The sequence below is a fragment of the Denitrobacterium sp. genome (assembly GCF_056180635.1).
Map to the genome: position 1 here is coordinate 15023 of NZ_JAZZJS010000005.1, position 13803 is coordinate 28825.

Annotated in this window: 9 protein-coding genes; 6 read left to right on the forward strand and 3 right to left on the reverse strand. The window is 61.2% G+C overall.

Going from position 1 to position 13803, the window contains the following annotated elements; genetic code table 11:
- Window positions 1-44: 44 nt before the first annotated feature.
- The gene (locus AC04P6_RS00195) at window positions 45-3434 is read right to left on the reverse strand and encodes an ABC transporter ATP-binding protein/permease (protein ID WP_475564567.1); all 3390 of its coding nucleotides are present in this window, start codon (window positions 3432-3434) and stop codon (window positions 45-47) included.
- Between the two features lie 176 nt (window positions 3435-3610).
- Between AC04P6_RS00195 and AC04P6_RS00200 the strand changes: the two genes are divergently transcribed.
- The 3 genes from AC04P6_RS00200 to AC04P6_RS00210 all read left to right on the forward strand — a co-directional run bounded on the left by AC04P6_RS00200 (window position 3611) and on the right by AC04P6_RS00210 (window position 8099).
- Window positions 3611-4774, forward strand: a complete 1164-nt coding sequence (locus tag AC04P6_RS00200; protein ID WP_475564568.1) for an exonuclease SbcCD subunit D — start codon at window positions 3611-3613, stop codon at window positions 4772-4774.
- Window positions 4771-7569 carry an AAA family ATPase gene (locus tag AC04P6_RS00205; RefSeq protein ID WP_475564569.1) on the forward strand — a complete coding sequence of 933 codons (2799 nt, stop codon included), beginning with the start codon at window positions 4771-4773 and terminating at the stop codon, window positions 7567-7569. Before AC04P6_RS00200 ends, AC04P6_RS00205 begins: the two co-directional genes overlap by 4 nt.
- An 89-nt stretch (window positions 7570-7658) precedes the next feature.
- Window positions 7659-8099, forward strand: a complete 441-nt coding sequence (locus AC04P6_RS00210; RefSeq protein WP_475564571.1) for a MarR family winged helix-turn-helix transcriptional regulator — start codon at window positions 7659-7661, stop codon at window positions 8097-8099.
- Between the two features lie 7 nt (window positions 8100-8106).
- On the opposite strand, the gene AC04P6_RS00215 is transcribed toward AC04P6_RS00210, so the two are convergent.
- Window positions 8107-10284 carry a DUF7657 domain-containing protein gene (locus tag AC04P6_RS00215; RefSeq protein ID WP_475564572.1) on the reverse strand — a complete coding sequence of 726 codons (2178 nt, stop codon included), beginning with the start codon at window positions 10282-10284 and terminating at the stop codon, window positions 8107-8109.
- 220 nt (window positions 10285-10504) lie between these two features.
- Between AC04P6_RS00215 and AC04P6_RS00220 the strand changes: the two genes are divergently transcribed.
- From AC04P6_RS00220 to AC04P6_RS00230, 3 genes are read left to right on the forward strand one after another with little or no spacing between them, the layout of a single operon-like run.
- The gene (locus tag AC04P6_RS00220; protein WP_475564573.1) at window positions 10505-10921 is read left to right on the forward strand and encodes a PaaI family thioesterase; all 417 of its coding nucleotides are present in this window, start codon (window positions 10505-10507) and stop codon (window positions 10919-10921) included.
- Window positions 10922-10967: 46 nt separating this feature from the next.
- A complete protein-coding gene (locus AC04P6_RS00225; RefSeq protein WP_475564575.1) occupies window positions 10968-12143 on the forward strand; it encodes an iron-containing alcohol dehydrogenase in 1176 nt (391 codons plus the stop codon).
- Window positions 12144-12155: 12 nt separating this feature from the next.
- Window positions 12156-12788, forward strand: a complete 633-nt coding sequence (locus tag AC04P6_RS00230; RefSeq protein ID WP_475564576.1) for an IMPACT family protein — start codon at window positions 12156-12158, stop codon at window positions 12786-12788.
- An 84-nt stretch (window positions 12789-12872) separates the two neighbouring features.
- Here AC04P6_RS00230 and mscL read toward each other — a convergent pair whose 3' ends face one another.
- Window positions 12873-13298 (reverse strand): large conductance mechanosensitive channel protein MscL, encoded by a 426-nt coding sequence (mscL, locus tag AC04P6_RS00235; protein WP_475564577.1) that lies wholly within the window; start codon window positions 13296-13298, stop codon window positions 12873-12875.
- Window positions 13299-13803 lie beyond the last annotated feature (505 nt).

Consider the following 13803-nt stretch of genomic DNA (forward strand, 5'->3'; position numbering starts at 1 on the left):
GAAGAAACCCGCAGCGCCCCGCTTGTCATACGTGCCAGCGCAACTTACTCAGTGCGCAGCGCCTCCACGGGGTCGCGCCTGCTGGCGTTGCCCGAGGGGATGAGGCCGGCCACGAACGTGAGCAGCACGCTCACGCCAATGAGCACCAGGCCGGAAACCCACGGCAGGATCATCACGTTCTCGACGTCGTAGGCCGAGTACACGATGGCATTCACGGGAATGCTCACCAGGAGCACGAAGCCAATGGCGAACACGCCGGCAATCAGGCCCTCGATGATGGTCTCGGCGTTGAACACATTGGCCACGTTGCCCTTGCTGGCACCCATGGCGCGCAGGATGCCGATTTCCTTCTTGCGTTCCAGAACCGAGATGTACGTGATGATGCCAATCATAATCGAGCTCACCACCAGGGAAATGCTCACGAACGCGATGAGCACGATGCTGATCATGTTCACGATGTCGGTAACCGAGCTCATGAGCGTGCCGGCGATGTCGCTGTACTGAATCGTGCGGTCGTCGTTACCCTCGGCCGTCACACGCTCGTTATAGCCATCGATGATGGAAAGCACCTGCTCCTTGGCGGCGAAGTCCTTCGGGTAGATGCTCACCGACTGCGGATTGTCATCGCTCGCGTAGCCGAGCTTCTTCAGGTTCTCGTCGTACGTAAGCTCATCGGCGTTCATATAGTTGGTCAGCAGGGAAACGAGGTCTTCCTGCGTCATGTTGAACTGGATGGCGTTCGCGAACGCATCGGCGTCGAACGAGAATGCGTTCTGCAGGCTGCTCGACAGGTCCGACATCTGGCTGGTGAGCGAGCTGCCGATGGCGCTGGAAAGCTGCGAGCCAAGCTGGCCCGTTGCCGCGGCCATCTGACCCGCCATCTGAGTGGCAAGCTCGGTCGCCATCGTCTGCGCGGCCTGCGAAATGAGCTCGCCCATGGCCTGCTGCATGTACGGAGCGTACTGGTTCGTCATGTAATCCTGCATGGCGGTTTGCAGTGCATCGCCATACGCCTGGCCAACCAGCATGTTCAGCTGGGCGATTTCCTGGCGCACCGTATCCGTCTGCAGGTACGACGTCCAGTACTCCTGCATCTTAGCGGTGTCCTGGAAATCGGCGAGCGTGCCGCCCTGCGCAATCACGTATGCCGCAAAACCACCGGTGATCTGGCCGGAAACGGCGGTGATGGCAGCCTGCTCCTCTTCGGAAAGAGAAGGGTTCATCGACGAGAAATCGGGCGTGGGAGCATTCGCGATGAGCGCGGCCATGGTATCGGAATCGAACGCGCTCGAAAGGTCGACCCCGCTCATGTCGAGCGAATTGGCGTCGAACGACAGGCCGCTCATGTCGAGGCCAGACATATCCATACCGCTCAGGTCCATGCCCGAGAAATCGAGCGAGCTCGTATCGAAGCCGAACGCATTCGAAAGCGCCTGCTCGTCGACGTTGAACATCGAGCTCATGTCGAAGTCGGATGCCTGGCTGTCCTGCAGTTCCTCAAACGACTTGCCCGTGAAAACATCGGTGTCGGGGTCCGCGAGCTGCTGCTTCACGATATCGGATGCAGCCGCTTCCTCGATGAGCTTCTGCGTGAGCTCGGGCGTGTACGCCACGCCCTCGTCGAGCAACGTTGCGCTCGAGGTGGACGCAGGTTTCACAACGCCCACGATTTTCAGGTCGATGCCCTGTTCGACCTGCTCCTTCATGTACTCCTCGTCGCCGCTCATGTCGGTCCAGGTGTTCTGCTCGGAGTTGTAGCGGTACATCTTGCTAGAAGGCACGACCTTGAAGGTGAGCTCGAGCGCGTCGTCGTACGTGAAGTCGCCCGACGTTTCGGGGGCAACGACCTCTTCGCCGTTCAGCGCTTCCTTCACCATGTCTTCCATGACGGACGTGTCGTACACGCCCAGACTGTAGAGCGTGTAGTCGCTGATGCTGCCCGAGGAATTCAGGACGAGAACGCCCTCGTTGTAGTTTTCAGGCCAGCGACCCGCGACAACCTCCATCTGGCTGTCGAGCATGTCCTGATTGTCGATCATCTCGTTGAACGTCGAGACGCCCGAGCTGCTCGAAAGGGCGCTCGAGGAAATGCCGTTCTGGAACACCGACTTCATCGACGAGGGGTTGAGCTGCACCACGCCCGACGACGTATCGGGCTGGAACACGTTGGCCTCGATGCCGTAGTCGTACTGCACCGTGTTCACGTACTCCTCGATGCCGCTTTCGCCGCTATCGAGGAACTGCTTGAACGACGACAGGTCGTTGTTCTTCACCTGGGCGAACATATCGGTCATGATGGACGACTCGGGGATGGCGCTCGACGTGGAGAACCCCTCGCCCTCGGACGTCTCGTCGTCGCCCGCACCGTAGCCCATCGTGGCCGTAATCAGGCTCGTGATATCGAAGCTGCTCTTGGTGACGGTAAGCGGGTAGCTCGTGAGCGCCTCTTCCTCGGTTTCGAGGATGTAGTTGTTCACGCCATTGGAAAGCGCCAGGATGGCGGCGATGCCGATGATGCCGATGCTGCCCGCGAACGCCGTGAGGAATGTGCGCCCCTTCTTCGTCATGAGGTTGTTGAACGACAGGGAGAGCGCCGTGAGGAAACCCATCGACGCCTTCTTTTCCTTGCCGCCGCGCTTCGTGGGAGCATCCACATGCACTTCGGCGGCTGCGGCCATCGCATCGGCCGCGGCAGCCGCGCGCGCCGCTTCGTTGGCTGGGTCGGGCACGCCTACGATGGCGGAGTCGTTGAACGGGTTGAACGCGTCGCTGTCGCTGATGATATGGCCATCGGCCAGGCGCACGATGCGCGTGGCGTATTCTTCGGCCAGCTCGGGGTTGTGGGTAACCATGATGACCAGGCGGTCGTCGGCAACCTTCTTCAGGATGTCCATGACCTGCACGCCGGTTTCGGTGTCGAGGGCACCCGTGGGCTCGTCGGCCAGAACGATGTCGGGGTTGTTCACCAGGGCGCGGGCGATGGCCACGCGCTGCATCTGGCCGCCCGAAAGCTGGCTCGGCTTCTTGTGCAGATGGTCGCCCAAGCCCACTTCAATAAGAGCATCGGTAGCGCGACGCTTGCGCTCCGCGCGCCCCACGCCGGAAAGCGTGAGCGCGAGCTCGACGTTCGAGAGAATGGTCTGATGGGGAATGAGGTTGTAGCTCTGGAATACGAAGCCGATACGATGATTGCGATACGTATCCCAATCGCTTGAGCGATAATCCTTGGTGGACGTGCCGTTGATGACGATATCGCCGCCATCGGCATGGTCGAGGCCGCCCAGGATGTTCAGGAGCGTCGTCTTTCCGGAACCGGAAGGCCCGAGCACGGCCACGAATTCGTTGTCGCGGAAATTCAACGTCACGCCGTCGAGCGCCTTCTGCACGAAGTCGCCCGTCTTGTAGGACCTGCGTAAGCCCTTCACTTCAATCATGCGATACCGACCCATCTAAAGTTCGCATGTGCCCTATTCAATAGCGCACTAGACAATAATCGGCCTCCGATTATACGAACCTTAACGTTTTCCCAAGCCGGGGAGGGTACTCTGCAACCGAACCGACATATTTCACGTGGCATAATGAAGACTCGACACAAATACCGAGGTGATATATGAAATTTCTGCACACGGCGGACCTGCACATAGGCAAACGCGTCCGCGGGTTTTCCCTGGAAGAGGAACAGGAGCGCGCGCTTGGGCACATCGTGCGCATCGCGCGGGAAAACGGCACGAGCGCGATTGTCGTCGCGGGCGACGTCTACGATAAGCCCGTGCCTCCCACCTGGGCGCTTGCCATGTTCGAGCGCTTTCTGGAGCAGGCGGCCAATGCGGGCGTAGCGGTGATCGTCATCGCGGGCAACCATGACAGCGCCGAGCGACTCGCCTTCGGGGCGCGCTTCATGGACGCGGAGCGCGTCTGCATCGCACAGCCGTTTTCCAACGAGCCGCAGTTCATCGACGTCGATTCCGATGGCGTGCCCGTGCGCTTTCACCTCGTTCCCTTCGTGCGCCCCGTACATGTGCGCGCGGCGTACCCGGAAGAAGCGGAGGGCATCGCGAACTACACCGATGCGCTCGCCTGCGCCGCGGCGCACCAACCGCTGCGTGTCGATGCCGCAAACGTGCTGGTAGCGCACCAGTTCGTCGTCGATGGCGGCGACGGCCCGGAAACCTGCGAGTCGGAGACCATCGTGGTCGGCGGCCTCGACAGCGTGGAGGCGCGCGTATTCGACGCATTCGATTACGTGGCGCTCGGGCATATCCACGGATCGCAGCGAATCCGCCGCGACAGCGTCCGCTACAGCGGAAGCCTGTACCCGTACTCGTTTTCCGAAGCAGGACGCCAAAAGCAGGTCACCCTCGTGGAGGTTAGCGGCCCCGGCGCCGTAAGCGCCACGCCCATCCCCCTTCCCGAGGAACGCACGCTGCGTGAAATCAGGGGCACCTTCGACGAACTGCGGAAAGCCGCGGCGCTCGACCCGCATGCCGACGATTTTCTGCACGTCACGCTTGAGGACGATGCGCTCATGGACGCCATGGCCAAGGTTCGCGACTTCTACCCCAACGTCATGCAGCTCGATTTCGCGCACGATAGGGACGCGAACACCATCGGCACGGAAGAAGTCGCCCGCAACGTGCGGCAACGCGACCCGCTTTCCGTTATCGACGATTACTACGCACAGCAGGCAGGCGAAGAGCTCACCGAGACGCAGCGCGCGCTCCTGCAAGACGTTATCGAGGACGCGCAATCCAACGAGGAAGGAGGTTCCCGATGAGGCCCCTCGAGCTGCACCTGGCCGCATTTGGCCCCTATCCCCAGGAAACGCATATCGACTTCGAGCGCATCGAGAGCGGCATCTTCCTCATCTGCGGTTCCACCGGCAGCGGCAAGACCATGCTGTTCGACGCCATCAAGTACGCCCTGTTCGGCCAGACCTCGGGTTCGCGTCGCCCCGAAAACACCCTAGCCAGCGACTACGCCGACCCCTCCGCGGAACCCTACGTCAAGCTACGCTTCGCCCACGGCGGTTCCACGTTCACCGTACGCCGCACGCCCCCGCACCGGAGCCTGAAAAAACGCGGCGAAGGCTATACCGAGCGACCGGGCACGGCAGAGCTCATCTGCGAAGAAAATGAGAGCGTGCTGGCAAGCAAGCCCACCGACGTCTCGAAGGCCATCGAGGACATGCTGGGCATCACCGCGAACCAGTTCAGCCAGATCGTCATGATCGCGCAGGGCGATTTCAGCCAGCTGCTCACCGCAAACACCAAGCAGCGCGGCGACATCTTCCGGCGCATCTTCGGGACGCAGCTCTACGAGCGCGTGCAGTCCACGCTATCAAGCAGGAAAAACGCCCTCGAACGCCAGGTCGCGTCGCTGGAAACGGAGGCGCGCACCCACATCTCGGGCATCGCCATGCCCGAAGACGGCGAACGCATCCAATCCCTGCAGGAAGCCATCGATTCCGAGCGCATTCTGCCGCAATGCCCCCGCATCGTCGAAACGCTGCAGCAGGTCATCGAACGCGACCGAGCGCTCAACGACGAAGAAGTGCGAGAAGGCACGCGCCTTACGCAACGCAAGACGGAACTCGACCGCGCCCTGGGCGAGGCGAACTCCATCGCCTCAACGCGCGCAAACCTGGCTAACGACCAGCGGTATCTCGAAGAGCACGAGCAACCGCTGAAAGACGCCCAGCTCCTGTACGAGAAGCTCGAGGCAGGAAGCGCCGAGCGCGCCAAGCGCAAGGAATTCCTCGACCAGTTTGCGCAGGAAAGCGCAGCCATCGACGCGCTTCAGAAGGAACGCGACAAGGCGGCCACGGCGGAACAACGAGCGAAAGCCACGCTCGATGCGGCGGAAGAAGCGCATACGGCAGCGCGCGAAACTGCCAGTGCCCTGCGCACCCAGCTCGACGAGCTGTCCGACGCCGCAGCGGAAGTCACGCGAGCGCAGGCCGCCCTTGCGGAAGCGCAACGCGCCTCCAACGACGCACGCGACGCCCAGGCGGCACGCAAGACGCTCGCGGCCAAGCAACAGGAAAGCGAACGCGCGGTGCGTGCATATTCCCAGGCAAATGACACGTTCAAGCATGCGCAGCAGGCTGCCGACGCAGCCGAAGATGCGTTTCTCGCCGCGCAGGCGGGCATACTCGCAAGCACCCTACAGGAAGGCGCCGCATGCCCGGTATGCGGCTCCACGTCGCATCCCCGCAAGGCAAGCCTTGCGGAAGAAGCGCCCACGCAGGAGCAGATCGACGCGCTGAAAGCGGCGGAAGACACCGCTTCCGCGAAACGCCAGGCAGCCTCGCAAACAGCCGCGAAGGCACATGCCGAACTCGAGAATGCCCAGGAGAACTTCCTTTCCCTCGCGGAACGCGTATGCAAGCAAGCGCCTCGCAACGCCGAGGAAGCCGAGGAGCTCCTGAACGCGGCGGCGGGCACCATCGAAAGCCACGCGCAGGCTGCGACGAGAGAGCTCGCTTCCGCGCAAGAGCGTGCCAAGCAGGCAGATAACCTGCGTAAGCAAGAGAAAAAAGCCCGCGAGCTCCTTCAGAAAGCGGAAAGCGACCTCATTACCGCCCGGGAAACGCATCAAGCAGCGCACCTTAGCGCAGCAACCACTCGCGCAACATGCGAGACGAAGCGCGCCGCCTTCGACGAACGCGCTACGAAAACGCTGGGGGTCGACGCGGCGCATGCACGCGAAAGCGTAAAGCGCCTTGCAAGCGAGGTCGACGCCCAAATCGCCCAGTGCGACAAGGCACGCGAAGACTACGAGTCGATCAAGAGCGCATTCAACGAAGCAAAGACGCGCAGGGACGCCTATGCCAAGCAGCTGGAAGGCAAGCAGGACATCGCCGTCGAGCCACTACAGCGCCAAGTCGGCGAAATCGACGAGCGCATCGCACGCCAGCGCGAGGCGTACCTTGCCACGCATCAACGCGTGCGCGCGAACGAAAAGGTCGTTGACTCGTTGTCCGACCTGGTTAAACAAAGCGCCGAAGCCGATGCGGAATATGCCACCGTGGCGCATTTGGCCGACCTGGCCAGCGGCAACAGCGCTGGACGTGCAGGCAAGCTCTCGTTGGAAACCTACGTGCAGGCCCTGTATTTCGACACGGTGCTGGCAGCCGCGAACGAACGCCTGGCCATCATGTCCGAAGGCCGCTACGCGCTAGAGCGCCGCACCACGAGCAGCGACAACCGCAGCCGCACGGGCCTCGACATGAACGTACGCGATGCCTACACCGGCGTTTCGCGCGACGTGAACACCCTTTCCGGCGGCGAAAGCTTCCTCACGTCCCTCTCGCTCGCGCTGGGCTTCTCGGACGTCATCCAACGCGAAGCGGGCGGCATCCAGCTCGATTGCATGTTCATCGACGAGGGATTCGGCTCGCTCGACCCCGACACGCTGGAGCTCGCACTGCGCATTTTCGATGAACTCAGTCGCGACGACCGCATGGTGGGCATCATCTCGCACATCGATGAGCTGCGCGAACGCATCGAAAACCAGATTGTCGTCCACAAAGGTAACAGCGGAAGTAACATTTCGATGAAATTAGCCTAAAACCAATTCAATTTTGTACACTATAATGACTTCAAATATATTGAACGTTTCGACCTTATGGCCGGCATCGTCTAGGAATATGGTGAATCATGGCATACGACCAGCTTAGATTGGACAATCAACTTTGCTTCCCGCTCTACGCCGCCGCGCGCGACGTGGTAAAGCACTACAAGCCGCATCTGGACCAGCTGGGCATCACGTACACGCAGTACATCACGCTCATGGTGCTCTGGGAACAGGAGAGCGCGTCCGTGAAGCAGCTGGGCCAGCGCCTGCACCTCGACAGCGGCACCCTCACGCCGCTATGCAAAAAGCTCGAGTCCAAGGGCCTCGTGGAGCGCGTGCGCGACAAGAAGGACGAGCGTAACGTGATCGTGCGCCTTACGCCCGAAGGACGCGCCATGGAAGAGGAAGCGGCGAAAATCCCCTCGAAGATGGCTTCGTGCGTGCCGCTCACCAAGGAAGAAGCAGCCACGCTCTACGGCCTGCTGTACAAGACGATGGAAGGCCTCGACGCCGCGGGCGAATAGCCCAAGCCTACAGGCGATAGATTGCCAGATTAGTGCCCTCGATGCTGCGAACCAGCTCGGGGGCATTTTCTATAGCGGAATAACTCTGGAAATCGACGCTCGTGAGCCAATACGTCGCCCCAAGCTTGCGCGCGTCGTCCAGCGTAAGCATCACGGTGAAGCTATCGGGGCGCATGGAGACGAATTCCGAAGAGCCCGCCACGTTGCGCACGGTGACCCACGCATAGCGATTATAGGCTTCGGCACCCGAGCCATCGGGGTCGATTGCGCTCCAAAGCTGCAGGTGCGGATACGTGGCCACGCTGGTGAGAGACGGCGCCCCCTGTGCGATGACCAGCTGCGATTGCCACGGCTCGTCGGCAATCCATACCCCTGCGTCGCTTTCCTGAACCTCGGCTACCGCCTCGCCCACGACATTGTTCGTGAGGGGCTCGGCGCCCATCTGCAGCGGATTCACGCACAGACCGGGAATGGCGATGGCGCACGACAGCGCCACCAAGCACGCGCCGCGCCCCATGGCGCCCTTGTGAAACGCAGAGCGTGGAGCCACGACCACGAGCACGCAAGCGAACACAAGAAGCGCGAGCAGCGCCATAAACGATTTCCGCATGACGTTGGTGGGCGTATGCCACGAGAGGAAAAGGATGGCGACGGTGAATACGAATGAGAAGACAAGCGCCCCGCGCATGCGCAAACCCACGCCATCCCACTTTTCGTTGGCATCTATCAGGCACAGCGCGCGAATGAGCAGAATGACGTCGAGATACCCCACCACCAGCAAGAGACGCGGAGCCTGGACGTTGCTCATGAGCGTGATGCGCGCGAGCCAATCGGGGAACCCGATGAAAGCGTATGCGGCCAGGAAGGCATACACCACCAGCACCGCAACGATCAGCTTGTCGCGCTTGCGCCTAAGGAGCACGCATGAAAGGATGATGCCCAGCGGGAACATCCCGAACATGCCCACGTACTCGCACGCATTCATAGTGCCGTCGGCGAACGCGAAATCGTCCACGGCAATGGGTGCGAAGAGGCTATACCCCCAGCCAAACACACGCATGCCCAGCGTGCCGCCTATCTCGAAACGCGCACCCGGGTACAGCGACGAGCGCACCGCTTGAATGGCATCCCACGCCTGATACACCGCGCAAACGGCAATGGCGCCGAAAACGAGCGTGCTGACCGCAAGCGGAAGAACCGCGAAGCGGAGGCGCGGGAGCGGAACGCGATGCGCCGAGCGCCGCCGCGCGCGATGCTCGAGCAGCACCCATACGCCCAGGCCAACGCATGCATACGCGACGGGAATCTGCCATGCGGGATAGAGAATGAAGGAGAAGCAGCCCATGAGCCAGACAAGGCAGAAGCCCCATGCCCAACGCGCACGCAGGCTTTCCGCCTGGAGGAAACAACGAAACGCCAGCACGCTCCCCTGCCCGAAAATGAAGAGCTCGGCCATTCCGTTCACGGCGAACCACCACTGAACGGCCTGGCTAAACGTGAGCACCAAGGCGAAGAACAGGCTGAGCGAGCGCCTGTTGCGCGTGATGAGCATGCCCATTTCCAGCGATACGAGGAAAAGCGCCGCAGTGCGCGCCGACCAGAAGAACGCAAGCCCGTGCGAGAACCCCAGCAGCAAGTAGCCCCACAGGAAGGGGCGGAACAATGTGGCCGGCGCCCAGCATGCCTGCGCGTACACCATCGTGACATCGGAACCGCCCGAGATAATCTGCGACCACGCCTGAAATCCGTCATACTGCTGCGAGCAGGCAAAAGGCGTGTTCACCGCCCATTCGTCGCCACGTAGAAGACGTGACGTTCCCACGAGCGTGCCGCGAGGAGAACCGCCCACGAGGATATCCCACTCCCCCAGCGACGACCCGCTAAGCTCCAGCACGACGCATAGCACAACGACGCCAGCACACAACGCCACCCGATGCGCGAACGCCCAATCGAGCAGCCGGCGCTGCTGGGATGCAATTGTGAACACGGCATACGCAACAAGGAACACCGCAAGCATGCGGCATACGGAACCCGCCGTAAGCGTGCCGGCTATCAGGCCATACGCTCCGACCGCGCGCTCAATGGCGCACGCTTCGTGAAAGAGCTCCACGTACACGGCGATAAATACGGAGGCAACAACGCACACGAGCACAGACAGCGGGGAGCCCATTCCGCTGTTGCGCATAGACGTAGCCAGGGAAGAGCCATCGCCCGAACGATTGTGAGGTGAAAGAGGATTCATCGCATACGATTATAAGTGTTCGCTTAACTAAGTGGGCACACTATTCGCCCCATAAGAGCATTATGCGAACATACTCCCACCGTTTGACAACAACGACTTTCCCCTGCCTAACGCAAATTAGGCGGCGGATATACTGATATGCGAACTAGACGAAAGGAACCGCATGGACAACGCAGCATTGCTCGAGAAGATGCGCTGCAACATTCCCCCATTGAATGAGCTGCAAGACGCCATCGTCATCGACGAGGTGACCGAGCCAGGATACGTGCGCTTCACCGTGGACGTCCCCGAATCGCTTTCCAACTACCACGGCGGCATCCATGGGGGCACGGGCTACTTCATCGGCGAAATCGGCTGCGGCTTCGCCACGTACTCGCTTGGCTACGACAACGTCTGCCAAGCGGCGAGCATCAACTTCATCAAGGCCGTGCCCTGCTGCAAGGTGCTCGTGGAAACCGAGCCCATCCACGCCGGGCGCTCCACGGCGGTCATCCGCGTCACCACGCGCCAGGCTGAAACGGGCAAGCTGCTTTTCCAGTCGACGCACACCATGTTCCTGCTGGGCCCCATCGAAGCGTAACCCGGCAGCTATACTTACACCCAAACATCCCATCGAAAGGATTTGCATGGAAAACTTTGAATTCGTCTCCCCCACCCACTTCGTCTTCGGCAAGGCCGCAGAGGAAAAGGTCGGCGCCAAGCTGGCCGAGCGCGGCGCTACGAAGGTGCTGCTCACCTTCGGCGGCCAGAGTGCTCGCAAGAGCGGCCTGATCGACCGCGTGGAAGCTTCGCTCGAAGCCGCTGGCGTGGAATACGTGAAGCTGGGCGGCGTGCGCGCGAACCCCGAAATCGGCCTCGTGCGCGAAGGCGTTACCATCTGCAAGGAGCAGGGCGTCGACTGGGTTCTAGCCGTGGGCGGTGGCTCGGTTATCGACTCCGCAAAGGCAACTGCGCTTGGCGCCTGCTACGATGGCGACGTGTGGGATTTCTACGAGACGAAGCAGCCCCAGCAGGGCGTGCTGCCCGTCGCCGTGGTGCTCACCATTCCCGCCGCTGGCAGCGAGGGTTCGAAGAACAGCGTCATCAGCAACGACGAACTGGGTCGCAAGACCGGCTACGGCTGCGACGAGATGCGCCCCAAGATCGCGTTCATGAACCCCGAGCTCACCTACACGCTCCCCGCGTACCAGACGGCGGCTGGCATTACCGACATGTACTGCCACCTGCTGGAACGCTTCTTCGACGATATGGGCAACGTGCCCGTCACCGACAACCTGAACATGTCCCTCATGAAAACCATCCGCGCCGAAGCGCCGCGCGTGCTGGTCGACCCGGAAAACTACGATGCGCGCGCTAACATCATGTGGGCTGGCATGCTCTGCCATCAGGGCCTGGCCGGCATGGGCCGCCACGAGGACTGGGCAACGCACGGCCTGGAGCACGAGCTTTCCGCACTGAACACCAGCATCACGCATGGTGCCGGCCTGGCCGTCATGTTCCCCGCATGGATGGAATACGTCTACAGCGAGAACCCGCAGCGCTTCATCCAGTATGGCGCGGAAGTGTTTGGCCTCGTTCCCACCGGCGACGTCGACGCCGATGCATACAATGCCATCGACGCCACGCGTGCCTTCTTCGCGAGCCTGGGCATGCCCACCACCCTCGAGGAGCTGGACGTGCACGAAGAGGACATCGAGAAGATGATTCCCACGCTGCTGGCCAACAAGGGCGAGTCGTTCGGCAGCTTCATGAAGCTCACCATGGACGACGCGCGCGAGATCTACAAGATCGCACTCGACTAGGCACTGCCAGGCGTGAGTGGATACAAAACCATACGCGGGCGCGCCACGGCCGAAATCGAGGTGAAGAAGAGCCGCTTCATCGGGCAGCTCGCTCACGTCGACTCGGAAGAGGAAGCGCTCGCGTTTCTGGAGGAAATCAAGGCCGCGAACCGCATGGCGCGCCATAACGTGTACGCCTACATCGTGCGTTCTGAAGATGGCGGAATGCCGCGCGTGCGCTACTCCGACGACGGAGAGCCACAGAAAACGGCCGGCATGCCCACCCTTCAGGTGCTGCAGCACGCCGAACTGGTGAATGTCGCATGCGTGGTAACGCGCTACTTCGGCGGCATCCTGCTAGGCACGGGCGGCCTGGTACGCGCATATACGCAGGCGACTCAGGCAGCCGTGGAGGCAGCCGATATCGCCATCATCTCGAGCTGCGTCGATATCGAGGTCACCATTCCCTACGCCCTGCACGACCAGCTGGCGCACATCGCCGGCGCGGCGGGGGCGAAAACGGTAAGCACGAATTACACGAACGAGGTAACCGTGCTTCTGCGCATGCTCAGCGGCACGCAGGACCCGCTACTGCAGAAGATCCGCGAGCTCTGCCGCGGAGAAGAACGGCTTGAGGTAACCGAACCCTTCAACGCAGCCTTCTAGCGAAGAGAAATACGCATTGAAAAGCGCCCTATCTCGCATGATGCAGATAGGGCGCTTTGCGTCTATGGAGGGGGAACGTGCCGGCTATTCGGCGAGCTCGCTCGTGCAATGCGGGCAGCGAGTTGCCTCGATGGCCACGTCCTCCTTGCAGAAGGGGCACGTCTTCGTGGCGGGGGCTTCCTCTTCCTCCTCTTTACCGGAAATGCCCTTCAGCTTGGCAATGCTCTTCACCAGGAAGAACACGACCAGCGCGACAAGCAGGAACGTGATGACGGCATTGATGAAGGAACCGTAGTTGATGGATGCGGCATTCGCGCCAACACCCACCGTGAGCTTCATCGCCGAGTAATCGATGCCACCCGTGACGAGCGAGATGACGGGCATCACGATATCACTCACCAACGACGAGACGATACTGGTGAACGCGCCGCCGATGATAATGCCAACTGCCATATCCATGACGTTGCCCTGCGCGGCGAATTCCTTGAATTCCTGGACGAACTTCTTCATGCGAGCCCCTTTCCAAGCCTCCACCTAACCTCGCCGTAAGTATACTCCTCGCCCCCGCTCGACCCAAAAAAGAAGGCCGCCAACCCTGAGAGAGAGACGGGCTGGCGGCAAGAGGAGGAGGGGCGCCTGAGACCGAGGGAGAGAGGGAGGAGGTGGTCTCTCGACGCCTTACGGTTTGAACCAAACCGACGGGACAACGGGAAAAGATTGAGGGAGTCCGTTGAACCCGATGACCGTATAATGCCAAAAAAAATGGCACCGCACAGCACCCCTAGGGGAGGATTTCGCCTCACCCGGCATAGCACGAAGCGGGTGAAAAGCCTGCTCATCAGCTCATCACCCTCCTATATTCTGCATTACCCTCCATGAAGCACCCATATTCGATTCACGGGCGCTCGACAAGCAGCGCCGCTCGGAAATAGCCGACGATGCGTCATATATGGGACAGCGAGAACGCCTTCACGGGGTACAATGGCAGAATGAATTCCTTGCATACCATACCCAC